General features: G+C 36.7%; 20 protein-coding genes and 1 pseudogene. 18 read left to right on the top strand and 3 right to left on the bottom strand.

The genetic code is table 11. The features are described from left to right. Positions 1-69: 69 nt before the first annotated feature. Together RTY06_RS03325 and RTY06_RS03320 are read right to left on the bottom strand one after the other, a co-directional pair. Positions 70-2,055 (bottom strand): ATP-binding protein, encoded by a 1,986-nt coding sequence (locus RTY06_RS03325; RefSeq protein ID WP_312822803.1) that lies wholly within the window; start codon positions 2,053-2,055, stop codon positions 70-72. Between the two features lie 237 nt (positions 2,056-2,292). Further along, on the bottom strand, positions 2,293-3,054 hold the full coding sequence (locus RTY06_RS03320) for an SDR family oxidoreductase (protein ID WP_312822801.1): 762 nt from the start codon (positions 3,052-3,054) through the stop codon (positions 2,293-2,295). A gap of 381 nt (positions 3,055-3,435) precedes the next feature. On the opposite strand from RTY06_RS03320, the pseudogene RTY06_RS03315 reads away from it, so the two are divergent. After that, positions 3,436-4,717 (top strand): annotated as a pseudogene (locus tag RTY06_RS03315) (cryptochrome/photolyase family protein). 150 nt (positions 4,718-4,867) lie between these two features. On the opposite strand, the gene RTY06_RS03310 reads toward RTY06_RS03315, so the two are convergent. After that, positions 4,868-5,119, bottom strand: coding sequence for a hypothetical protein (locus RTY06_RS03310; RefSeq protein ID WP_312822799.1), 252 nt, complete (start codon positions 5,117-5,119; stop codon positions 4,868-4,870). Between the two features lie 257 nt (positions 5,120-5,376). Here RTY06_RS03310 and egtD point away from each other — a divergent pair, with 257 nt between their 5' ends. The 17 genes from egtD (at position 5,377) to RTY06_RS03225 (ending at position 25,936) form a co-directional block, all read left to right on the top strand. Further along, on the top strand, positions 5,377-6,357 hold the full coding sequence (gene egtD / locus RTY06_RS03305; protein ID WP_312822798.1) for an L-histidine N(alpha)-methyltransferase: 981 nt from the start codon (positions 5,377-5,379) through the stop codon (positions 6,355-6,357). Positions 6,358-6,372: 15 nt separating this feature from the next. Continuing rightward, the gene (egtB, locus tag RTY06_RS03300) at positions 6,373-7,563 is read left to right on the top strand and encodes an ergothioneine biosynthesis protein EgtB (RefSeq protein WP_312822797.1); all 1,191 of its coding nucleotides are present in this window, start codon (positions 6,373-6,375) and stop codon (positions 7,561-7,563) included. 6 nt (positions 7,564-7,569) lie between these two features. Further along, positions 7,570-8,487, top strand: a complete 918-nt coding sequence (locus RTY06_RS03295; RefSeq protein ID WP_312822796.1) for an ABC transporter ATP-binding protein — start codon at positions 7,570-7,572, stop codon at positions 8,485-8,487. After that, entirely contained in the window at positions 8,484-10,049 is a 1,566-nt protein-coding gene (locus RTY06_RS03290) for an ABC transporter permease/substrate-binding protein (RefSeq protein WP_312822795.1), read from the top strand. Before RTY06_RS03295 ends, RTY06_RS03290 begins: the two co-directional genes overlap by 4 nt. 11 nt (positions 10,050-10,060) lie before the next feature. Then, positions 10,061-11,233 carry a MalY/PatB family protein gene (locus RTY06_RS03285; protein ID WP_312822794.1) on the top strand — a complete coding sequence of 391 codons (1,173 nt, stop codon included), beginning with the start codon at positions 10,061-10,063 and terminating at the stop codon, positions 11,231-11,233. Positions 11,234-11,389: 156 nt separating this feature from the next. Next, entirely contained in the window at positions 11,390-11,986 is a 597-nt protein-coding gene (locus RTY06_RS03280) for a Crp/Fnr family transcriptional regulator (protein ID WP_312822792.1), read from the top strand. Positions 11,987-12,177: 191 nt separating this feature from the next. Continuing rightward, positions 12,178-13,161, top strand: a complete 984-nt coding sequence (locus tag RTY06_RS03275) for a catalase (RefSeq protein ID WP_312822791.1) — start codon at positions 12,178-12,180, stop codon at positions 13,159-13,161. Positions 13,162-13,789: 628 nt separating this feature from the next. Then, positions 13,790-14,389 carry a Crp/Fnr family transcriptional regulator gene (locus tag RTY06_RS03270; protein ID WP_312822790.1) on the top strand — a complete coding sequence of 200 codons (600 nt, stop codon included), beginning with the start codon at positions 13,790-13,792 and terminating at the stop codon, positions 14,387-14,389. An 82-nt stretch (positions 14,390-14,471) separates the two neighbouring features. Beyond that, positions 14,472-15,743, top strand: coding sequence for an NAD(P)/FAD-dependent oxidoreductase (locus RTY06_RS03265; protein ID WP_312822789.1), 1,272 nt, complete (start codon positions 14,472-14,474; stop codon positions 15,741-15,743). A gap of 18 nt (positions 15,744-15,761) precedes the next feature. After that, entirely contained in the window at positions 15,762-15,917 is a 156-nt protein-coding gene (locus RTY06_RS03260; RefSeq protein WP_312822788.1) for a hypothetical protein, read from the top strand. 103 nt (positions 15,918-16,020) lie between these two features. After that, positions 16,021-16,254: a hypothetical protein gene (locus RTY06_RS03255; protein ID WP_312822787.1), complete on the top strand. Its 234-nt coding sequence runs from the start codon at positions 16,021-16,023 to the stop codon at positions 16,252-16,254. 179 nt (positions 16,255-16,433) lie between these two features. Further along, positions 16,434-18,578 carry a catalase gene (locus RTY06_RS03250; protein ID WP_312822786.1) on the top strand — a complete coding sequence of 715 codons (2,145 nt, stop codon included), beginning with the start codon at positions 16,434-16,436 and terminating at the stop codon, positions 18,576-18,578. A 33-nt stretch (positions 18,579-18,611) separates the two neighbouring features. Next, on the top strand, positions 18,612-19,778 hold the full coding sequence (locus RTY06_RS03245; RefSeq protein WP_312822784.1) for a zinc-dependent alcohol dehydrogenase: 1,167 nt from the start codon (positions 18,612-18,614) through the stop codon (positions 19,776-19,778). A 1,485-nt stretch (positions 19,779-21,263) separates the two neighbouring features. Beyond that, positions 21,264-21,545, top strand: a complete 282-nt coding sequence (locus tag RTY06_RS03240) for a helix-turn-helix domain-containing protein (RefSeq protein WP_312822782.1) — start codon at positions 21,264-21,266, stop codon at positions 21,543-21,545. Between the two features lie 106 nt (positions 21,546-21,651). Next, positions 21,652-23,088, top strand: coding sequence for a DUF3945 domain-containing protein (locus RTY06_RS03235; protein ID WP_312822781.1), 1,437 nt, complete (start codon positions 21,652-21,654; stop codon positions 23,086-23,088). 44 nt (positions 23,089-23,132) lie between these two features. Continuing rightward, positions 23,133-25,238, top strand: a complete 2,106-nt coding sequence (locus RTY06_RS03230) for a DNA topoisomerase 3 (protein WP_312822780.1) — start codon at positions 23,133-23,135, stop codon at positions 25,236-25,238. Positions 25,239-25,477: 239 nt separating this feature from the next. Continuing rightward, positions 25,478-25,936: a PA2169 family four-helix-bundle protein gene (locus RTY06_RS03225; RefSeq protein ID WP_312822779.1), complete on the top strand. Its 459-nt coding sequence runs from the start codon at positions 25,478-25,480 to the stop codon at positions 25,934-25,936. The last annotated feature ends 243 nt before the right edge of the window (positions 25,937-26,179 follow it).

Here is a 26,179-nt window from a genome sequence, read left to right as displayed (position 1 = left end):
CTATAGAAATATAATGCCGCAATGCAAAGAACCAAAAACAGTATTTATAAAACACAACTATTTACTTAATCAACCATCCTGGCCCATTAATGGTAAAGTAAAGCTAAATACAGTGCTTTTTTCGGGACTGCTTTGTACCTCTATAGTTCCTTGGTGAAGTTCAACAATTTCTTTGGAGAGGTAAAGCCCAATACCAAAACCTGCGATGGATGCACTGATATTATCATTTATCCTATAGTAACGTTCAAATATGCGTTTTTGATCTTCCTTAGAAATACCTTTACCATAATCCTCCACAGTAACTTTCAGGATTTTATTTTCATTAATATAGTAAGCCACATTAATAACACTGTCATTAGGCGCATATTTAACAGCATTGCCAATTAGGTTATGCAAAACCTGGGAAATTTTTTCTCGGTCTGCCTGAATCAATATTGATTGTGACGGTTTAAACTGGAAGTGGTGTGTTGTTACCGTTGATTTCATTTCATCTTCTAGCTCAGCGAACAGTGTCTGAATATCAAAAACTGTTTGATCTAAGTGCAGCTGTCCTGATTCGATTCTCGATACATTCAGAAATCCGTTAATCATTCCGGTCATATTGTCCACCTGTTTCAAAGATTTGGTCAAGATGTTTTGTTGAAAAACGTTCTGGTCCTTTAGAGCGGCCTGCTGCAAAATCTGCAGATAAATTTTAAGCGAAGTGATTGGAGTTTTAAGCTCGTGGCTGACCATACCCATAAAATCATCTTTTCGTTGCTCTTCTTTTTTCTGTTCTGTGATGTCTCTCAGTGTACCATTCAGGCTTAACGGTTTGTTTTTCTGATCATAAAAAACTCTGCCATTAGCCTGTATAAGCCTTGGTTTTTGGTCAGTACTGTTTTGTATATGGTATTCAATAAAATAATGACCATCAGAATCTTTACTTAGAGCTTTAGAAATAGCTTTGGTAACTTTATCTCTATCCTCAGATACAATAACAGATAATGCTACAGATAAATCAAGATTTTCGTCGGCAGACAAACCAAACCATTTTTTAAGCAATTGATTGCCTGAAAACAAATTTGTCGCCGGCTGATAATAGAAAGTGGCAAGTTCACCGGCATCTATTGCTAAAGCCAGCATTTGCTGGTCATTCTCATTTTTCCTTCTTGCCAAAACCTGTTCTGTAATCTCTTCCAATATGACCAGTACTCCTGTAACATTTCCATTTTCAGAAAAAATGGGTTGGTATATAGAATTGACAATAGCTTCTCTTAAACTCTCCTTATGACGGAGCTTCACAAAAAATTCTTTATTTACCTTTGGTTTTCCACTGTAAAATACATCTTTAAGCAACCTGTTCACGGGCTGTCCAATCAATTCAGGGCGGGCTACTTCGTGTGCAAGTCCAATCACTTCAGATTCCTTACGCCCCCATATTTCAAGAATCCTAGGATTGGCAATTTCAATATTGTGCTCAGGTCCTCGCAGCATTGCGATTCCGACTGGAGCCTGTTCGATGATTGTCTTTATATATTCTCTACTTTGAGCCAGCTGATTTAAGGAACTGCCAAGTTCTTCATTGGTAGAGGTCAACTCCTCTAAAGTAGCCGCGATTTCTTCATTAAGCGCGCTTTCCCGTTCTTCCTTTTCTTTAATCTGCTGTAAAAATTCACGGCGTGCTGTTACATTAAGGGCTGTATTAAGAATACACCAAGATTTTTGGTTCGCATCTAACAGTGCTTTATACTCATAATCGAAATAATCCAGCCTTTCCTCTCCATTCTTTATTAGTCGGGCAGGGGTGTCAGTGATTGAAAAACTTTCACCAGAACGCCATACACCCTGCAATAATTCAAAAAAAGGCTGTCCTTCCAACTCAGGAATCGCCTCCATTAAGGGTTTTCCGATGACAGAGGCATCTTTGCCCCACAGAGCGAGCATACCTGCATTAGCAAAGCGTATAATAATATCTTCACCAGAATAAATTGCAGTGGGAGCAGGCGAGGAGCTTAGCGCCTCAATAATAAGTTGAGCGTTAAAGTTGTCTGAAATAGTTTCTGAGGCGTTCATAATTATGGCAAATATATGTATTAGCCTTTAATTTACTTATGACTCAGGAACTTTATTAAAAAAAATAATGATGCATTCAAAGCCAATACAAGAAGACTATTTGGCCTCCTCAATCTCTTACTTGAGTCGGTTCAATAGATCAACAATAATTTTATTTCTAATCTGTGATTGTTAAAAAACAATAAGGTCAAAAAAAGATCACATCCAAGATGTGGTCACAATATAGTAATGGATAAATTACGGCTGTCCGCTTCCACCTGCAGAACCATAGATCTGCCCCGTTGCAAAGCTTCCGTTATTATCTGCCAGCTGAACAAATATTGATGCTAATTCAGCAGGTTGTCCTGGCCTACCAAAAGCCGTATCATCACCAAACTTGACCAGATTGTCCTGGGTCTGTCCACCGCTGACTTCCAGAGCTGTCCATACAGGACCAGGGGCAACACCATTAACTCTGATACCTTTCGGTCCCAATTGTTTAGCCAACGATTTTACATAGCTAGTAGTCGCAGCTTTAGTCTGGGCGTAGTCATATAAATCTGCTGAAGGATCATAAGCCTGTACTGAGGACAAACCGATAATACTTGATCCTGGCTTTAAATGGGGAAGTGCTGCTTTCGTAATCCAAAAGGGCGCGTAGATATTGGTTTTCATCGTTCTGTCAAATGCCTCAGTCGAAATATCAAGAATAGATTGATTGCTCTTTTGATGTCCTGCATTATTGACCAAAATATCGATGCCGTCAAGTTTGGAGACGGCCTCAGAAACCAGTTTGTTGCAGAATGCTTCATCTCTGATATCCCCTGGAATCGCTACTGCAATTCGGCCTTCCTTTTCTATAAGCTCAATGACTTCCTTAGCATCCTCTTCCTCTTCGGGAAGGTAATTAATTGCCACATCAGCACCTTCTCTTGCAAAAGCAATAGCAGCTGCTCTCCCAATCCCTGAGTCACCACCTGTAACCAATGCTTTTCTGCCTTGTAACCTGCCTGAGCCCACATAACTTGTTTCTCCATGGTCGGGAACTGGTTCCATCCTGCCTGCCAAACCCGGAAATGGCTGAGACTGTTTATTGAATGGTGGTTTTGGATGTTTAGTAGTAGGGTCTTCAAGGTGATGATTGTCTGGTGTAATCATCTCAGCCAATTTTTCGATGGCTTCTCGTCTGTTCATGTTATCTTCCATAACTTTATGATTTGGTATAATATTTTGAATTGCAACCTATACAATCCGTATTCCAACTTTACTGATTATCATCATAAGGAACATATAAAATACACTAACACCATATAAAAAGACTGTAGTAATAGATACTGGTATTTCTTTTGATAATCTGCACTGAAAAGACATAGGGATATCTTTAAAATGGATAACTTGAAAATGGATAAAATCAATATATTCTGGTTCAGAAGAGATTTACGATTAGAGGACAATGTTGGCTTGCATCATGCCTTGGTATCAGGTCTTCCAGTCGTACCAATCTTTATTTTTGATACAGACATCTTAGATATGTTAGACGACAAAGTCGACAAGAGGGTAGATTACATTCAGCAGGCTCTAACGGAAATCGATAAAAGTCTGCAGAAATCAGGCGCACGACTCAAAACATATTTGGGTCAGCCACTTGAAATATTCAAGACACTATCCAAGAATTTCGACATTGAAACGGTATTCTACAACACGGACTATGAGCCTCAAGCTATCCGACGGGATAAGGAAGTTACAAGTTTTCTCAGCAAAAATAAAATTCAAGTATCTGAGTACAAAGACCAAGTGATCTTTGAAAAAGATGAAATTGTTAAATCAGATGACAGTCCGTATACTGTATATACCCCGTACTCTAAAAAGTGGAAAGAACATTTGACCCCAATAAAGACCTTTAGCACAAAGCACATTGGATTTGCTAAAGATCAGTCAAAAAAAACGATTCTGACATTAAAGGATATTGGTTTTGAAAAGACTGAATTAACTTTTAAGCCACCAGTTTTAAAGAAATCAATCATTGACGATTACCATCTTTACAGGGATATTCCCGCTTTAGATCACACAACTCATTTAGGTATCGCACTTCGTTTCGGAACCATCTCCATTCGCCAATGCGTAAAATTTGCTTTGAAACACAATGAAACATGGCTTAATGAACTGATTTGGCGAGAGTTTTTTATGCAGATTCTGTATCATTTCCCCTATGTTGCCACCCAATGTTTTAAAAAGAAGTACGAGGCTATTCCGTGGCTAAATAATGAAAAAAAACTTTAAAGCCTGGTGCGAGGGAAATACAGGTTATCCAATTGTCGATGCAGGAATGCGGGAACTCAATGAGACTGGATTTATGCACAACAGAGTACGGATGATTACTGCTAGTTTTCTCACCAAACACCTGTTAATTGATTGGCGTTGGGGTGAGGGGTACTTTGCGAAAAAATTACTCGATTATGATTTATCTTCCAATAACGGCAACTGGCAATGGGCGGCTGGCTGTGGTTGTGATGCGGCGCCATATTTCCGTATCTTTAACCCTGAAGCTCAAACTGAGAAATTTGACAAAGACTCAAAATACATTAACAAATGGTTGCCTGAAAATTATAATATTAAACCCATCGTTGAACACAAGTTTGCGAGAGAGCGTGCACTAAAAACTTATAAAGAGGCATTGAAGTAATTTTGTATTTGGTAGGAGTCATCTCTATTGAATGAGAAAAACTGAGCAAGACATTATAATAATTGAGAGTTAAATATATGTGCATTATGAAAGTGCTTCTATAATTATCAGGGAACGTATTTTTTTGCACAGAAAATTACAAAACCGATATTATAATAATCTTCTTATTTTAACTTCCTGCTTGATCTTTCCATAATTGAAAATATTGGCAATACTGAGAGGAATGAGAAATGTAGGAATCAGTGTATAGATTCCAAATCCTTGGGTTACCGTAAAATAGTTGCAGCCAATCACCAATAAGACAAAAAAGATAATAAAGCCAACAAACTGTTGTTTTGCTTTTTTAAGCGTTTGTAAGAGTTCATCATTCGATAATTTGGAGAGATTGTCTGATTGTTTCATGTGTAATATTTGTTATTACCTTACAATTTGAAGTCCAATTTCAAAGCAATCCCATAAAAATTCTATTTCTTCCCTTCAAAATTCTTTAAAGTTAAATAAATAAGACTCCAACAAAAAAATTAGAAATAGTAAGACCAAATGCAATTTAAATCTATCTTTAAACCTTATGAGATTGAAAAGGTGCACATTTTATTGGAATGTGCTGCTAATGTCGGCAAGATAGTTGTACTGAACTGACACCAAATCAAATAATAACTATGAATTTACAGTTAGACACAGATTCTCAGATAGAAATTGACAGTTTAGAAACATTTCAGAAGGACATTTTGGAAGGGTTATCAATGTCACCTAAAAAATTATCTTCAAAATATTTTTATGATAAAAACGGTGACCGGCTTTTCCAGCAAATTATGGCGATGCCGGAATATTATCTCACAGATTGCGAGTTAGATATTTTTAAAAATAAAACCGATCGCCTAGCAACTGCCATTTCCAAAATCAATGAACCGTTTGATCTTATAGAGTTGGGAGCAGGCGATGCAATGAAGTCAAGCTACCTTCTTAAATATCTTGAAGACAGCGGAATTGACTTTACCTATATGCCAATTGATATCTCCGGAAACATTCTTTCCGTTCTGAATGAAAAACTTTCGCTTGAAATACCATCTTTGGAAATTAATTTACTGGAAGGCGATTATTTCGATATGCTCAACAAGGCCACCTCTATATCAACAAGAAAAAAGGTCGTGATGTTTTTAGGCGGGAATATCGGAAATATGGATCTTGAAGAAGCCCGTTATTTTTGTCGTGAAATCAGGAGAAGACTTAACCCCGGCGATTTACTCTTGATTGGTTTTGATTTAAAGAAAAATCCACACACTATTCTGAATGCGTACAACGATGCTGCTGGAATTACTGCAGCATTCAATCTCAATCTTCTTACAAGAATCAATAATGAACTGGATGCAGATTTCAATATAGACAGGTTTGTGCATTACCAGACTTATGATCCGATTTCAGGAGCTTGCCGCAGTTTTTTGGTAAGCCTTTGCCAACAGAAAGTGACGGTTAAAAATTCCATTTTCAATTTTGAGGAAAACGAATTAATTGATATGGAAATCTCACAAAAATTCTCGCAGGACGATATTGAGAAACTGGCTAAAGATTCCGGATTTCATATATTAACGGAAATCAAAGACTCCAAAGATTGGTTTGTAGATTCAATCTGGTCGATATAATTTAAAAAGATTTTTATGACAACAAATAACTTGCTTTCGACATCAATTACCGTTAAAAAATGGACTGAAAAATATTCAGCGATCAGAAACCATTCCGTAGAAATCTGCAAACCTCTGGAAATAGAGGATTATGTTGTACAGCCCATCATTGATGTAAGCCCGCCGAAATGGCATTTAGGGCATACAACGTGGTTTTTTGAAACCTTTATTTTAATTCCCAATTTTCCCGGTTATAAGGTTTTTGATTCCCAGTATAATTTCGTTTTCAACAGCTACTATGAAACGATAGGTGCACGTGTCATCCGTACCGACAGAGGTAATCTCAGCCGACCATCTGTTTCTGATATCTACAGATACCGTGATTATGTCGATGAAAAAATGAATGAGTTTCTCAACAGTGAATATCTGACAGAATCTTTGGAATCACTCCTTGAATTAGGTTTAAACCACGAGCAGCAACATCAGGAATTACTATTGACAGATATCAAATATATATTAGGTCATAATCCACTATTTCCCGCTTATACCCAAGAAGTAGTTTCCCCACTTGACCCAATCAAAAAAACTGAGATACTCAGTTTTTCCGAAGGTGTTTATGAAATAGGCTTTCAAGGAGAAGGATTCTGTTTCGATAATGAGCTGGGGAGACATAAGGTGTATCTTAATGATTTTCAAATTACAAATCAATTGGTTACCAACCGCGAGTATTTAGAATTTATCGATATTAAGGGATATGAAGATTTCCGGTACTGGCACGCTGAAGGTTGGGACTGGGTGAAACAAAATAAGGCAAGATCGCCATTATACTGGCATTTTATGGATGGAAAATGGATGCACTACACTTTGAATGGTTTGCAGGAAATCATGCTTGATAACCCGCTCTGCCATATCAATTTCTTTGAAGCCTCTGCTTTTGCGTCCTGGAAAGGTATGCGTCTGCCTACGGAAGCAGAGTGGGAGGTAGCCAGCCATCATTTTGACTGGGGACAACGTTGGGAATGGACAAACAGCGCCTATCTACCATATCCGGGGTTTAAAAAAGAAGCAGGTGCAGTCGGTGAGTACAATGGAAAATTTATGGTCAACCAGACTGTTCTGCGAGGTGCTTCTGTTGCTACACCCAAGGGACATAGCAGAAATACCTACCGTAACTTCTTCCCGACTCATTTGCAGTGGCAGTTCACAGGTATCCGTTTGGCTAAATAGTTTCAGATGATTAGAGTTGAATGGGTTTCCAAATCTTTTAACGGAAAACCTGCAGTTGATAATATTTCTTTTCACGCTAACGATAAAGAAATATTGGTTCTGTTAGGAACAAGTGGCTGTGGAAAAACAACCACTCTGAAGATGCTGAACCGACTTATTGAAGCAGATTCAGGTTCCATTGTGATGGACGGAAAAGATATCCGTGATCAGAAAGTGGAGGAGCTGAGAATGGGGATAGGTTTTGTAATGCAGCATGCCGGTTTGTTTCCGCATTATACCGTTCAGCAAAATATTGCTGTTGTTCCCGATTTACTGAAATGGGATCAAAAAAAGACAGCCATACGAACTGAAGAACTTCTTCACAAACTCCATTTACCAGACAATATACTCAACAGACTTCCCAATGAACTCAGTGGAGGACAGCAGCAAAGAGTGGGCATAGCCAGAGCATTGATTGCCTATCCTCCCATTCTTTTGATGGACGAACCTTTCGGAGCGCTGGATAACATTACCAAAGCCGATATTCATTCGGAATTTAAATCATTAGAAGAATTAAAAAATAAGACTATTATTTTGGTCACACACGACGTTCAGGAAGCCTTTGAATTAGGTCATCGGATATGTCTGATGGATCATGGAAAAATCATGCAGACAGGAACGCCAAAGGAAATGCTGTATCATCCCAAGAATGATTTCGTAAAAAATTTCTTTGCAGAAAACCGATTACTGCTGGAATATAAAACGACCCTTTTAAGCGATTTAAAATCGTTTATAAACTTCAATTATAACGATCAATTCCAGTTTTCAGACCATACCGATATATGGACGATTCTTGAGAAATTAAGTTCAGATCATTCTTTAAATGAAGATTATGAAAAGCTTGTTAAGGCATTTAACGAATATCGTAAATTGCAGATGCTATGACGCAGCAGAATCTTTGGCAGTTTATCTCGGAACAGCATGAAAAATTGCTGGCTCAAGTTACACAACATTTGGGGCTGACATTTCTGTCGTTACTTTTATCGATTGTTGTCGGCTTACCTTTAGGAATTCTCATTGCCCGAAAACGAAAGCTTGCCAGTCCGGTTTTAGGATTTGCCGGAATCCTGCAGACCATTCCGAGCATTGCACTTCTGGGTTTTATGATTCCTACCTTCGGCATTGGTGCTACGCCCGCCATTATTGCGCTGCTGATTTATGCTCTGCTGCCCATCATCAGAAATACCTATACCGGAATCACGGAAGTCAATCCCACGGTTATCGAAGCTGCAAAAGCAATGGGAATGAACCGTCAACAAATGCTTTTTAAAGTAGAACTTCCATTAGCTATGCCTGTCATTATTGCAGGGATCAGGACAGCGGCGGTGATTAATGTGGGCGTGGCTACGTTGGCTTCTTTTGTGGCGGCAGGAGGTCTGGGTGAATTTATTTTTGGCGGAATTTCCCTGAACAATACCAATATGATATTAGCAGGTGCCATTCCCGCCGCGCTGCTTGCCATCGTATTAGACCAGACGATTGCGCTGTTTCAAAAAGCAGGTTATCGCTTTTTAAATAAATTAAAATATGGGATTCCCGCCATTATCCTGATTTCTGCTGTCATTTATTTGATTAATTCGACTTCGGAAACCACATTAAAAGCAGGTTTTACGCCTGAATTTATGGGGAGGCAGGATGGTGATCCTGGACTTCGTTCGGTATACCATCTGAATCTCAATCCCGTTGTTGTGAGTGATGCCGTAATGTACAAGGCGGCCTATGAAAAGGAATTGGATTTGATCAGCGGTTATTCAACAGATGGAAGAATCAAAGCTTTTGATCTGGCTGTTCTTAGAGATGATAAAACCATTTTTCCACCTTATTATGCAGCACCGATTATTAAAACAAAAACCTTACAGAAATTCCCAAAACTGCAGAAAACTTTAAATTTGTTGAGTGGAAAATTCAGTGATTCTCTTATGACCGATTTAAATTATAAATCGGACTATCTTAAGCAAACTCCAGAAAAAATTGCCAGAGATTTCTTAATCAAAAATAATCTGTATAAAACGCCACGAAAAGGCAATTCAGGAATGATCAGAATTGGCTCGAAAATTTTCGGTGAACAATATATCCTCGCGGAGATGTATAAAATGCTCATTGAAGGCTATACCGATTACCAAGTCGAAACCAAAACAGGTTTGGGCGGTACCAAAATCTGCTTTGATGCCTTGATGAATGATGCGATAGATTTTTACCCGGAATACACAGGGACAGGACTTTTGGTTTTGCTAAAACCTTCGGAATCTGTTTTAAAGAACGTAACTCAAAGTCCTGAAAAAACGTATGAATATGTCAATTCAGAATTTAAACAACAATATGGTATCGAATGGCTTCAACCGCTTGGCTTCAATAATGCCTATGCATTGATGATGAGAAGAACACAGGCTGAGGAATTGAAAATTAAGAGCATATCCGATTTAAAACATCATCTGGATGCACAATAACACGCTTTAGAATGAAATACAATTTTGATGAGATTATAGAGAGAAGAGGTACCGATTCCGTAAAATGGGACTCTGCGGAAGCTAGTGTTCTACCGATGTGGGTCGCTGATATGGATTTTAAAACCGCCCCAGAAATCACAGACGCTCTTTCTAAAAAAATAGCACAAGGTGTTTTTGGTTACAGTAATATCCCCGGTGAATTTAATGAGGCAATAGCTCACTGGTGGAAAACAATTCACGATTTAGACATCAATAAAAACTGGATCTTAGCAGGCCCTGGAATGATACTGACACTCTCAGCTGTTCTTAGAAGCTTTGTCAAATCTGGAGAACATATTATTATTCAGCCTCCTGTTTACAATCATTTTTATCATTTCATAGAAAACTGCGGTTTCGGGATGTTAGAGAATAATCTGGTCTATCAGAACGGTCATTACGAAATCGATTTCGATGATCTCGAACTAAAAACTTCAGATCCTAAAAGCAAGCTTTTACTCTTGTGCAATCCTCACAATCCTGTAGGAAAAGTATGGAAAAGAAGTGAACTGGAACGCATTGCTGACATCTGTTCCAGACATCAGGTGATGGTCGTTTCAGATGAGATCCACGCTGATCTGGTTTATAAAGATCATCAACATATTCCCTTTATATCAGTTGCCAAAAATTATAATCTGGAGGCTGTCACTTGTGGCTCACCGTGTAAAACTTTCAACCTTGCAGGATTACCCATTTCTTATGTCATTTCTGAGAATGAAGACCTTTTAAATAAAATTCACCGAACATTGGAGATTCAGGAAACGAGTTATCCTAACCCAATAGCCACCACGGCATTAATTGCGGCCTATGAAAACGGAGCAGAGTGGATGGAAGAACTCAAAGATTATTTATATCAGAATTTCCAATATCTAAAAAATTATATTGCTCAATACATACCTGAAATCAAAGTCATCCCATTAGAAGCCACTTATCTCGTCTGGTTGGACTGTCAATCTTTAAATTTAACGTCTGAAGAATTATCCAAAATCTTACTCGAAGAAGAGAAACTTTGGCTAAATCCTGGAACAATGTACGGTGAAGCGGGTAAAGGTTTTTTAAGAATCAATATTGGTTGTCCAATCGAAGTGCTCTCAGATGGACTGACACGACTAAAAAATGCAGTTCTAAAAATTAAAAATCTTCATTAGTAAATGTATAAAAATCCAGTAATTTGTTAATAGAGATTTACTTTAAAAAAAACTAAGACCTGGATTTTTTTCGTATATAATTATACACCTTAGAAAAAGTACTCTTGCTTAATTTATACAGGTTAATTGATTTTTTTAAATGTAAATGAAAAGATTGTGAAGATTGAAGAAATTCTTAAAAAATCAGGCAGCACAGAATTTTTATATTATAAATCGGGAGGAATAATATTTTCATCGGGTGATGCTCCTATTAATCATTTCTATTTGAATAATGGTGACATTAAACTTATAAGCAAGCAAGGTTATATAAAGCAACTTATTTTTGGGAATAGACATTGCGGGGAAGGCATTGCAGATTTTATGATTTTTACAGATGATGTGTATCCCTTTACTGCAGTAGCTTTAAGTGATTGCGAAATTTATAAAATCGCAATTGTAGACTATCTATTACTAATGGATGAACATCCTGAAATTAGTGCTGAAATGCTTCGCAGTATGTCAAAAATTCTTTACCATAATGTCCAACTATCTGACATTTATTTTATACAGGACAGTGCTGAAAAATTAATTTCTTTTATGAATTATCTCAAAAGAAATGAGACCGATCAGCGTCTATATTCCTTTCAAATTTATTTAACAAGAAAAGAAATTGCCAGCTTAGTGGGATTACGTGTAGAAACGGTCATTAGAACTATTAAAAAGCTAGAAAAACAAAAATTGTTGAAGATTATCAATAGAAAAATATTTTATTAATAGCGTCTTAACTTTGGCGTTGGAATTTCGATTCTATTCGTATTTTATGAACTCTTTTCCTGATTGATTCTCATTATTATTTTTTATGAAATTGATATCCCTATGTCAACCATTATTAATTATGATTCGAATCATATACTGTGCTGTTGAATCTCCCTAAGTTTATCATTATTATGATAACATAAATTCTTATGAGAAATAAACTAAAATATAGTTCAGATTTTGACAGCTTGACTGCCAAGGAAGTATCTCTCTTGGATCAAGCCTGTACGTCTGTTAAAGAGTATGTTATTCGATCGGGAAAGATTAACAACAAAAAAATAAGAACACGGGATGCCCATGCAACCTCTTACGGTGCGTTGAAGGGGACTTTTACACCTTATCGTACCCAGCAAGTAAAACCGATTTTTTTTTCAAAGCAACTGGATTGTACTATAAGAATTTCTAATGCCCATATGAAAATAGTGCCACAGAAGAGAACAATTCCTGCATATGGATTTTCACTTGCCCTTATAGATAATGAGGGCGTGATCACCAATATTCCGATGGTAAATTTTCCACTTTTTCCTATTACAGACATCTCACGGTTTTTAAAAATTTTTACATCAATTAATTATTTTTTCTCAGGAAATCTTTTTAGAAAATTTTGGAATGCGTTGACTATAATCAAGAATATGATGTTCGTGATTCCAGATTTTTTCCAGTTATCTTTCATTCGTGAGGTGTTTAATTTTATACAAAAAAAGAATCATTTTATCCTATCTTTCGAGTATCACAGTATTGGTGTGTACAGGTTTGGAGATGATATGATCAAATATAAACTTGTCCCTCTTGATACTCCCAAAAAATCGGACGAACAGAGAATTGACCTTTCGATCAAAAATTATTTCCAGAAGAATGATTATGAACTTGAACTCATGGTTCAATATTGCTATAATAAAAAGGAACAGCCAATCAATCAATTGAATAAATTGTGGAAAAATTCTGAATTTATTCCCATTGGCAAGATAAAGCTTTCCGAATTAATAGGCAGAGATGATGCACTTATTGAAAAGATGTCCTTTAACCCGTTTGAAAATATGCCAGAGCTTCAGCCCGTAGGCCGATTACAAAAACTGCGAAATAAGGCTTATCAAACTTCCCTCGAGGCAAGAACGGAAAACATAAGCAATTAAAATTTGACAGTAATAATCGGAAATAATTATATACTTAATATAATAAACATCCTGGTGTTGAATTTTTATTAAAATTTTAATACCTTCTTTATGACTCAAATCATAAATAACAGGGATGATTCTCTCTAACTTTGATATTACCAAAATAAAAGTTTTATAAAAAAGTTAATCTTCGTTTCTGTAATTGGACTTCTTTTCAGTTGCAAAGACAACAAGTCTCAGGACAATTATAAGTCAGATTCTCTATCCGTTGCTAATGGTCAAAATGATTCTTTATCAACTTCTTCTACTATGAACAATACTTCCACTTCGGACAGCAGTAATCTGAATTCAAGTACCGCCTCTCCAAACGACAGTCTTTTGCGAAGAAAAGATTCGGTCAGAAGACGATAGTTGCAAACAAGAAATTTTTCAATCAAATAGATTATTGACAATCAATTGTTGACGGAAAGCCTTATTAAGCATAGTTAATAAGGTTATTTTCGTGTTTCTGTATGTAGGGGTATATCAATTAATTGGAATGATTATTGTTGCTCATTTAAAAAATCACAAATTCACATCATTATAATATTTCCGTGTTTTTGGAAGCTATAAACTTTTAGAATCATAAGAAACAAAATCATTTATTATGGTTATAGAAGAATTAATTTTAGAATCGCTGGGAGCTGATACAGAACATCATGCGACAGGCAGTACGATTTTTTCGGAAGGCAGTACGCCTAGCTATTATTTTCAAATTGTGGAAGGCGAAGTTAAGTTGAATAATTATAATGAAGAGGGTAAAGAAGCTATCCAAAATATCTTAGTAAAAGGGCAAAGTTTTGGAGAATCTATGTTGTTTACAGACAATTCCTACCCTATGAATGCTGTAGCGTTAGTATCTTGTAAAATTCTGAAATTATCCAAACAAAAATTTTTAGAATTGTTAGAGAAACATCCTGAGAATTATTTGGATACGATAAAAAGTATTTCAAATTCAATGTATTTCAGGTATGTGATGGGACAATATCTCAGTTCTCAAAATCCTGTTTCTAAACTTAGAAATTTTATGGATTATCTGAAAGGTATGCAGACAAACTGTAAAGAACCCTATTCGTTTCAGGTACCCTTAACAAGACAACAGATGGCGAGTTTTACAGGACTTTGTGTTGAAACAACTATCAGAACTTTGAAGGTGATGGAAAAAAACAAAATTGTGAAAATTAAGAATCATAAAGTGCTTTATTAGTAGTAAATGAGTTTTTAGTTATCAATAATACATTAATGAATTTTAATGTAAGTAAATTACTATATAAAACAATGATTTCAATATGAAAAATCGACAGACGATTGTAATTATAGGCGGGGGATTTGCCGGCGTGGAGCTAGCTGAGCAGCTTCTAAAGGCTGATATAAATGGTCGCGTCGTATTAGTTGATAAAAATAATTATAATTTTTTCCCCCCTTTATTATATCAAGTTGCTACTGGATTTTTAGATGTTTCCAATATCAGTTATCCGTTTAGAAAACATTTCAGGTCGGCTGACAGATTTTCTTTCATTATGGGAAATTTGAAAGAAATTATTCCTCTAGAAAATAAGATCAGTTTAAATTGTGGATCAATATCTTATGATAAACTCATTCTTGCCACCGGAACAGTCACAAACTATTTCGGAATTGAAAGTATTAAAGAGAATGCACTTCCAATGAAAACTGTTACCGACGCCATCAATCTTAAAAATCGATTATTAGAAAGATTGGAAAGAGCTTCTAAAACAGATGACGAAAATCTGAGAAAGAAATTAACAACCTTCGTCATTGCCGGAGGCGGACCTACCGGTGTAGAAGTAGCAGGAATGCTGAGTGAACTGAGAAAAAATATTTTATTTAAGGATTATCCAGAACTTAAAAACACAAAATTTGATATTTATTTAGTGGACGGTTTGTCAAGTATTTTAGCGCCGATGAGTAAAGAATCACAACAATATGCAAAGAAGACTTTAGAAAAAAGTGGAGTGATCATTAAGCTGGGGCAAAATGTAAAAGATTACGTTGATGGTATTGTGCATCTTGCAGATGGTACTTTTATAGACAGTGAAAATCTCATTTGGACTGCCGGCGTGACTGCTCAAAAATTCAAGGGCTTGCCTGAAGAATCTTTCGGTAAAGGAAACAGACTGACGGTCGATTCTTTTAATGAAGTACGTGGAATCAAGAATATCTACGCTATTGGCGACACATCTTTGATGACTTCTGACCCTCATTTTCCACAAGGTCATCCTCAACTGGCACAGGTTGCGATGCAACAAGGTAAATTGTTAGCAAAAAATATTATAGCTGAAAATCAAGGAAAAGAAAAAAAAGCATTTATCTATAATGACAAAGGTTCAATGGCAATTATCAGAAGAAATAGAGCTGTCGCAGATGTTCCCGGACCTTTTAAGCATTTCAATGGGTTTTTCGCCTGGTTGATTTGGATATTTGTTCATTTAATGTCTCTGATCAATATCAGAAATAAAATCACCACTTTTTTCAACTGGCTGAATTCCTACATCACAAAAGACCAGCCATTACGAATGATAATTGACCCTTCCAAAAAGTAACTCCAATAAGCGGTAGTAATGTTTATTAAAGTCTATACATCGGTTAACAATTTTATTTTGGTTAATGTTGACCATATTGTTTATCTCAATCCGAGTAATTCTAGTCGCGGATGTACGCTCATTCTAGACACTGGAGTCCGACTGGATTCTATAGAAGATTATGATGTTTTATAACAGCAGATGATGCGTTAGAAATATTTTCTATGATTCAAATCATAAACCAGACATAATCTTCTATCTAACTTTGAAAATACCAAATACCAAAAAATAAATTATTATGAAAAAATTATTCTTAATCTTCGCTACGGGATTGCTGTTTAGTTGTAACAGCAATAAGTCTTCTGAAAACTCAGAATCTGTATTATCTGACAGTACGTCTGTGGATACATCATCTATGAACAGCGGTACTACTATGGACAGTACAACAGTTTCATCTGGAGCTACCGGAACAACCTCTTCTCGAGCAGATAATCTTTCTTCATCCAATCGGGATTCTATGAGAGTTCGCTAAATGATACTTAAAGACATTAATTCTACATACTTCTGCACTGAAGTGTGTGACTTGTTTTAATAATTTTTTTTCCTAGTTATTGATATCAGGATTTAATCCTGATATCAATTCTTTCTATTCATCTCATTCAATGACTTGTGTGGGAGAGGAAAAATACATCCATTACCAAAATTTACAATATGAAAAACGATAAAAATTTTAAAAATACAAAACGGGATCAGCTTCAAAATCATACGACGGATAATGCGGATGAAAAACTCACGACGAATCAAGGTCTGAAAATCAACAACAATCAGGACTCTCTCAAAGCTGGAGAGCGAGGTCCGAGCTTATTGGAAGATTTTATTTTGAGAGAGAAAATCACCCATTTTGACCACGAAAGAATTCCTGAAAGAATTGTCCACGCCAGAGGTTCCGGTGCTCATGGCGTTTTCAAATTGACCCACAGTCTGGAAAAATATACCAAAGCCAAGTTCCTGACAGAAGTGGGAAAAGAAGTGCCTGTTTTCGTTAGATTTTCTACAGTTGCAGGAAGCCGTGGAAGCACCGATTTGGCTAGAGATGTTAGAGGATTTGCAGTTAAGTTCTATACCGATGAAGGTAATTATGATTTGGTAGGGAATAATATGCCCGTATTTTTCATTCAGGATGCTATGAAATTTCCAGATTTGGTACATGCAGTAAAGCCTGAACCGGATAACGAAATTCCACAAGCGGCTTCTGCGCACGATACATTCTGGGACTTTATTTCATTAATGCCAGAAAGTATGCATATGATTATGTGGTTGATGAGCGATAGAGCCGTTCCGAGAAGCTACCGCATGATGGAAGGTTTTGGCGTTCATTCTTTCAAATTCATTAATAATGAAGGTGATGTTCATTTCGTTAAATTCCATTTCAAACCGAAGTTGGGCGTTCATTCCGTAGCCTGGGACGAAGCGACAAAAATATCAGGAAAGGACCCAGATTTTCATAGAAGAGATCTTTGGGAAGCCATCGAAAATGGAGCATTTCCACAATGGGAATTTGGCGTCCAGCTGATTCCTGAGGAGAATGAAAACGATTACGATTTTGATCTTCTCGACCCAACGAAATTAGTTCCTGAAGAATTGGTTCCTGTTCAAATCATCGGTACATTAACACTCAATAGAAATCCTGACAATTTCTTTTCAGAAACGGAGCAGATTGCTTTTCATCCGGGACATTTGGTTCCAGGGATTGATTTCAGTAATGACCCATTATTGCAGGGCCGATTATTTTCTTACACCGATACACAATTGTCAAGATTAGGGTCACCTAATTTCCACGAGATCCCCATCAACAGGTCTGTAAACACAGTTCATAATAATCAACGAGATGGACATATGCGCCAGCAAATCGTCAAAGGAAAAGTCAGTTATGAACCCAATTCTATAGGTGGCGGCTGCCCCTATCAGGCGATGATGAAAGATGGCGGATTCACGTCTCAGGCAGAGCGTGTGGATGGAAAGAAAATCCGGGCAAGAAGTGAAAGTTTTGTAGATCATTATTCTCAAGCCAAACTATTTTACAACAGTCAATCGGAGCCCGAAAAAACACATTTGCAAAAAGCATTGATTTTCGAATTGTCAAAAGTGACTATTCCTGAGATCAGAGAAAGATTGGTGGGACAGTTATTATTCATCAACAAAGATTTGGCTTCAGTTGTTGCGAAGAAAGTTGGAGTAGATGTGGTGAAACTGAAACAGCCCAATGGCAGTATTCCTGCAGATGCTGATCCCAAAAGCCTACAAAGTAAAGAAACTGAACCAAGCATAGCTGAATCGGAAGCTTTGAGTATGAAAAATACAGCAAAAGATTCCATAGAAAGCAGAGTGATTGGTTTTATAATGGAAGATGGCGTGAATGCAACCGATGTTCAGATGTTAAAATCAAAATTGGAAAAGAAAGGCGCAGAGGTACAGATCATCGCTGGAAGCCTTGCAGCAGTTACTGCTGATGACGGAACCGTTTTCATTCCAAAACATTCTTTAACCAGTACAGCAAGTGTATGTTTTGATGCTTTGTATCTGTGCAGCGGAAAAGATTCTGTCGATATTCTTATGAATGTCGAAAATAAACCAGGAACAATTCATTTTGTGAATGAGGCATATAAGCATTGCAAATCCATCTATTTTGGTAAAGAAACAGAAGCCATTTACAAAGCGAGTCACGTGGCAACAAAAACCCACAGCGATCCTGGGATTGTCAATTCAGAAGTTAAAAAGGCAGATGAATTATTCATCAAAGCTATTGCGAATCACCGTGTTTGGGAATTGGAACTTGAAAGGAATAATCCAGCCTAAAATGAAATCAAATCATCAAAAAATATTAAAGTTATGAAAGCAGCAGTTTTTCACGCACCGGGTAAAATTACCTGTGACACAGTAGAAGATCCAATCATAGAAGATCAAAATGATATTATTCTGAAAGTGACTTCAACCGCCATTTGCGGAAGTGACCTTCATATGTATTCCGGAGGGATGCCTCAGCTAAAACCAATGGTAATGGGACACGAGTTTATGGGAATCGTGGAAGAGGTTGGAGCTAATATTTCCCATCTCCAGATAGGGGATAGAGTAGTTGTGCCTTTCCCGATTGCCTGTGGGGGATGTTTCTTCTGCGAGCACGATTTACCGGGAGCTTGCGAAAACAGCAATCCGGATCACTATGGTCCCGAAGGCGGAATCTTAACCGAAAAAGGAGGAGGAATGTTTGGCTACACCGATTTGTATGGCGGTTATAACGGGGGACAGGCGCAGTATGTCCGCGTGCCTTATGCTAATTTCGGTCCTAGAAAAGTACCAGATATTCTGACAGATGAACAAGTTCTTTTCCTGACTGATATTTTCCCAACGGGCTACACGGGTGTAATGTGGGGCGAATTGAAAGGTGGTGAGTCTGTTGCAATATTCGGTGCAGGTCCAGTAGGTTCTATGGCGGTAAAGAGTGCTATTCTTCATAATGCAGGAAAAGTAATTGTCATCGATACATTGCAATATAGATTGGATCAAATTAAAAAACTGACAGGCTGCGAAACCATTCTTTGGGAGGATGCAGAACAGACTGTGGAGCAGATTAGAGATATGACAGAAGGCAGAGGTGCCGACCTTTGTATCGATGCAGTTGGATTTGAACCTGAAAGAAATTTATTGGATAAAGCTAAAGCTGTTCTGAATTTTGAGAAAGGCTCTATTAAAGTTTTAGAAGCCTGTATGAGTGGTGTTCGCCGTGGAGGAATAGTTTCAGTTCTGGGCGTTTATCCAGTTAATTATGATAATTTTAAAGTCGGTCAAATTTTTGACAAAGGAATTACGTTGAAAGCAGGGCAGTCTCCAGTCCACGCCATTGTTGACAAATTGCTAAAATATGTAGAAACTGGTCAAGTAAGATTAGATGATATCATTACACACAGATTGTCTCTGGACGAAGTGGCAAAAGGTTATGAAATATTTCAAAAGAAAGAAGATAATTGTGTCAAAGTTGTTTTAGACCCTTGGAAATAACAAATAATTAAATTACAAAAAACTGGCGATTTAATAATCTCCAGTTTTTTCATTTCTATAAATTTTCTTATTATTCAAAATTAAATAAGACAATATTTAATCTTAATATTTGTGATTTAGAACATTCAAATATGGTTGTATAAAAACAATTCAAAAAATCTTTTATATCGTAAATGATAATACGTTTCACATAAAATCACAGATATGAATAATTTAAATTCTTGTAATTGGCCCGTTATTAATTTTCGGACGACGACATTTATCACAATCTAATTTAATGTCTAAAAATCCATACTATTCTATAACAGGAACGCAATCTTTAATAGTAAGCAATGCAGAGTGCAAAAAAATATAAGAGACTAAGCTTTATCAAGAAGTAAAAGAGGCCGTTACCGAGACAGTGTCCCCTGGCAAATTACCCCCATTTGAAGAAAAAGGTATTACTACTGAGCAGTATGCGAAAAATCTATATTTTTATGCAGTACAAAACCACCCATGGATGAACATCTTTTTTTCAGCCTCTACGTAAAAACGGTGTTACATATAAAAAAGACATGTCTCACAATATCGAGAGAAGTAAAGTTTGTATGTGGCCGATGTGAGTCTCCTCTTGGGCATATTTTTGATGATGATCCTAAACCTATAGGAAAATGATTTTGTATGAATTAGGTCTGTCTCGGTTTTGTTCCCAATTAAAAAAAACGAATGGAAAATAATTCATGAAGAGTTATATAAAGAGATTTCCAGAAGTGATATGTGATTTTGCTACATTTTCGATATCATAAAGAAATACGAAAATTTTTCCATTTTGAAACAGCAGACTATATTATTGTCTCATAATACTCTCGAACATGTAGCCCCACATTTCGATTTGCCATCATTGAAAATCAGTTTTTTGAATTTTGATAAATGAATTTCTGACTAGATCTTACGAAAAGCATTTTGATTATTTCCTCTGTCACCGTAGTCTTTTGAACGGAATGACTGCAGATTCCTTATAAAAGATCACAAAACTTTCAATAAAAGGTATAAAAGACTTTTGGGAAATGCTAATAAATTATTCCATAAGTTGTTCGGTTGTTGATTCATTTATTACTTTTTAAAGAAAAATAAATTTATTTTTATTACTTTATATAATTAACCTTACCAATTTGGCTTAAATCATTAATATTTTATTTCGATTAAAAATATTAATTTTACTCAAGTATTTTTAAAAAAATTATACTTGACTTTAATTATTCATAAAAAAACTTTTCTATTTCCATGAAAGTTTTTAAGAAGTAGAAATCATTAAATTTTTGTCCTTCTAAAAACTTATTTTAATACTGATCAGTGCTCGATCTTTAACAACTATATTTTTTTGAATTTAAAAAATCTTATCGGTACTCCGAAGAAGTAGTGATTTTATTTGCTGTTCAATATTCAATTTTACCTCATTAAAAGTTGATCAACTGTTCAAAATATTAACATCAAACAATTACTACAATGAATATCGAAAGAACAGAATTTATAGTCTGGATGGAACGAATCATGGAACGATTCGACATTCTCAAAGAACAGGTGTCCAGCCAACGCTCCCAATTTATAGAAGTCGATGGTGAGCAGTTGCTGGACAATCAGGATGTTTTACAACTGCTTAAGATCAGTTCAAGATCTTTGCAGCGCTACCGCACCAATAAAAAGCTGCCCTACTATACTATCAGTGGAAAGCTCTATTATAAACTTTCCGATGTGCATCAACTGATCAGAGAATGTCTGAGCTCCTGAGCTATTAAGCCATTAGGAGCCAAAAGATATCTTTAAATTCCCCAGACTAAAATAACAATACTGCAGAACTTAATTTTATCTCACTAAACCATTAAAACTTTAGGTGATGGAAGAAATAATTCAAAACAGAGCTATAGATAATGATATCAAATCCTCATCGGATACCTTATTGGTTTTAGACAACGAAACCAATAAGATTGAGATGGTAAAGGATATTGACAGCAGTGGAAAGATTCAAAAGATCGCTCCAGAAAATAAGAAAGCTGATGAACCATTAATCAGAGTTGATAAACATGGCGATATCTTTTCCAACTTCTTTTCTAACTTTTACAGACAGCTTAAAAACCCATCGCGTTTCAGCTTTTTCAAAGTTTCGAAATATGATGCCGTCAACACAGCAAAGGATCTTCAGCACTATGTAGATCAGGCCTGTTCAGAAGACAGGAATAAAATCCAAGATTATGAAATCTTACCATATCAGACAAACCAATTAAAAAATCAAAATACAATGGAAAACAACACAGACCATCAGGAATACCGTTTTCAGCCAGAGCAGATCGACTGGAAAACGATGGAAAAATTCGGGCTTAATCAGGAAAAGCTGGAAAAAATGAATGTTATGGAGTCATTGCTCAGGGGGTATAAAACCAATACGTTAATCCCTATAACAATTAATCTCGGAACAGCAGTGAGCAAAATGGATGTCCGATTATCCTTACAGGAAGGCGATACAGGTCAGGTTTCTGTTCACCTTCACGGCATCCGCAGAGAACCCAACTACAATCTAAAATTTCTTGGTCATGAATTCAGTGACGAGGATAAGAAGAACCTCCGTGAAAGCGGCAATATGGGAAGAGTCGTTGATCTCACTAATCCTAAGACAGATGAAATTATCCCTTCCGTTATCAGCCGTGACCGGCTTACCAATGAACTGGTAGCCTACAGAACAGAATATATGAAAATCCCTGATGAAATTAAGGGTATTCGACTGGATGATTATCAGAAGCAGACTCTGCTTGAAGGCAGACCATTGTATCTGGAAGGAATGATCTCTACCAAAGGTGAACCGTTTGATGCTACCGTACAGTTCAATGCAGACAAACGTTATGTCGAGTTTATATTCAACAATAATCCAAAGCAAGAACAGAATCAAAAGCAAAGTCAAAGTAACATTGATGAAGCACCAAGAGTCTTCAGAGGTCAAGAGCTGGATGATAAACAGTATGAAAAATTTAAAGCGGGAGAGACGGTTTACGTCAGTGGACTGACAGATGGCAAAGGAAAAGAATACCAAGGCTACATCACTTTCAATCAAGAAACTGCTAAGACTGATTTTTCTTTCAAGAATCCCAATCTAAAAGAAAAAGCTCAGCCAGCAGAGGAACATAAGACCCAGAAGGCTGTTAATAGTGATGGTAAAACCAATGAAGCCACCAAACACATCAAAGATGAATTACAGCCTAGGCAGCAACGGCCAACCAATAAGCAGCAGAAAGACCAGCAGACCGCACCGTCAAAATCCAGAGGCCGCAAGATGTCATAGAATAGAATTGATTCCAACACTATAAATCCTAAAAAGTGAAACCTATGAAAGCTATTATTGCAGAAAAACCCAGTGTTGCAAGAGCCATTGCAAAACTATTAAATGCCACTGAAAGAAGAGATGGCTTCTTTGAAGGCAAAGGATATTGTGTAACTTGGGCTTTGGGACATTTGGTCGCTTTAGGAATGCCGGAAGATTACGGTATAAGAGGCTTTAATCAAGCCTCTTTACCTATCTTTCCCAATCCATTTATCCTGACACCCAGAACAAGCAAACAGTCCAATGTTCACAAAATTGATCCGTCTGCATTGAAACAGTTGAAAATCATCAAAAAAGTCATCAGCCCATGCGACAGCATCATTGCTGCAACAGATGCTGGAAGAGAAGGAGAGTTGATCTTCCGCTATATTTATGATTACCTGAAATGTAAAAAACCATTTGAAAGGTTATGGATCAGTTCCTTGACTGACAAAGCCATTACTGAAGGCTTCAAAAACCTGAAGCCCGGTTCAGACTTTGACGATCTTTACAAAGCTGCTCAGGCCAGAAGCGAAGCTGATTGGTTGGTCGGTATCAATGCTACTCAGGCATTGAGCATTGCTGCCCATAATGACGTTTATTCATTAGGCAGAGTTCAAACACCTACACTTGCTTTAATCTGCAAAAGATTTGAGGAAAATAACAATTTCAAAAAAAAGAAATACTGGCAGATCCAGCTCAAGCACAGAAAAAATTACCTCGATTTTACAAGTCTGTCAGATTTACATTGGGAAGATCAAAAACAGGTAGAACAAATTTTAAAATCCATTGAGCGGGAGGGCAAAGGCACTATTAAAGAGGTAAGCATTCAAACAATCAAAGAAAAATCTCCTTTACTATTTGATTTAACAGAACTTCAAAAAGAAGCCAACCGCAAACTAGGACTTACCGCAGATGAAGTTTTGCAGACAGCGCAAAGCCTATATGAAAAACAATTCATCAGCTATCCCCGAACCGGCAGTTCATATATCCCCGAGGATCTGTGGACAGAAATTCCAGAACTGGTAAGAATTCTCAATCTTATAGATCAGTTTAAACCATCCATAAGTTTCTTAAAATTTGGCAACTTTAACAAACGGATCGTCAATGATATCAAGGTCACAGACCATCACGGGCTATTACCGACAACGAAAATCCCCTCCGCTTTAACAGTCAGCGAAAAAGCTGTCTATGATATGATTGTTTACAGATTATTAGAGTCTCTGTCAGAACACTGTTCAAAGCAACTTACCCATATAAGCCTCAAAGTTCATCATTACGAGTTCGGTGTAAGAGGCACAAAAATCATTACGAAAGGCTGGCGTGCCATCAGGGGAATTATGACCAATGATAGCTGCTCCGATGCAGATCTTCAAAACAATCCAATCAACAACGAAACACTTTTAGATCTTCCGGAACTTAAAATTGGCGATGAACTTAAAATTTCAAATGCAGCATTAAAGGAAAAACATAGCGTGGCTCCAAAGCTTTATACCGAAGCCGATTTGTTATCTGCTATGGAAAATGCAGGTAGAAAAATTAACGATAAAGACCAGCAGCAGGCACTGAGGAATATCGGTATCGGCACTCCGGCAACCAGAGCATCCATTATCGAAACATTATTGAAAAGAAACTACATCATCAGAAAAAACAAAACATTAATTCCCACCGACAAAGGATTGAAAGTTTATAATCTGGTCAAAGACAAAAAAATAGCCAATGTTCAGATGACTGCAGAGTGGGAGATAGCGCTGAGTCAAATTGAGAAAGGCGAGCTCAATAAAGATCAATTCATTGATGATATTAAGACCTACACAAAAGAAATAACCAATGAGCTTTTAGCACTCCACATTCCACAAGAAAAGCTTCCTGAGATACCATGTCCCCAATGCCAACAGCAAAATCTGATCATTACAGATCAAGTAGTAAAATGTCCTCACGAGCAGTGCAATTGGATATTATACAGAATGGTCTGTGGTGTACAGTTAAGAATCAATGATATTACTGCATTGATTCATCACAAGAAAACACCCTTAATCAACAATATGAAAAGTAAGAACGGTAAAAGGTTCAATGCCTTTATTGTATTGAAAACTGATTACAGTACAGCATTTGAGTTTCAGAAAGCTTAAAAACCTTTGAATGCATCAATCTAAGGCATTTGTTATTTTCAAAGATTTTAACAGTAGTCTGTCATCATTTTTAAAGACGCTCACCCTATATCATTAGAAAATGGAAATGTCTATGGTGGTTGAAAAGTACTAAACTAGTGGGGTAATTTAACACTTTTATTATGTTAAAATTTACGATGCGGAACAGTGTTTGTAACTATGAAAGCCCAAACAATTTATTAATATAAAAAATAAAAGTTATGAATCACGATGCATGCATTGAGGCTATGAATGACCTCATTAAAATTAACAACGACCGAGTAGAAGGTTATAAAAAGGCAATTGATGAATTGCAGGATGACGAGCATTTTGATCTGAAAACAGTTTTCAGCGGAATGATCACCGAGAGTCAACAATATAGGGCAGAGCTCCAAAACAAGATTCACGAGTATGGCGGTTCCACCGAAGAAGGTACAACCACTACCGGAAAACTATACAGAGCATGGATGGATGTTAAGTCGGCATTCGCAATTAATGATAGAGCATCAGTGCTTAGCGCCTGTGAATCAGGCGAGGATGCAGCACAAAAGGCTTATAAGTCAGCTATTGATGATGAAGATGTAATGGAGGAAACCAAAGTATTGCTTCGTCAGCAGAAAGAGTCTCTCAGAACGTCTCACGATAAAATGAAAGCTTTAAGAGATAAAGCAAAAGCTTAATCTACTTTTATTGAACTACGAAAGTAACTGACTAACCTTCTTCAAAAAGAAGGTTTTTTTATAAATCAACTTTGTAAGCATCCGATAAATTAAGGAGCTTATGGCTAGTATCAAGTTTCACTCTCATTATCCACTTGAAACAAAAAATCCCCGACTTTCGTCGAGGATAAAAACTAATAACCATGAAAACTCAAATATGATTGAGAATCCCTGCAAATGTATGCGATAATCACGTTAAAAGAA

The sequence above is a fragment of the Epilithonimonas sp. genome (assembly GCF_032055105.1).
Taxonomy (GTDB): domain Bacteria; phylum Bacteroidota; class Bacteroidia; order Flavobacteriales; family Weeksellaceae; genus Epilithonimonas.
The sequence above is the reverse complement of the archived record's forward strand: the minus strand, read 5'-3'. Positions and strand labels throughout refer to the sequence as shown.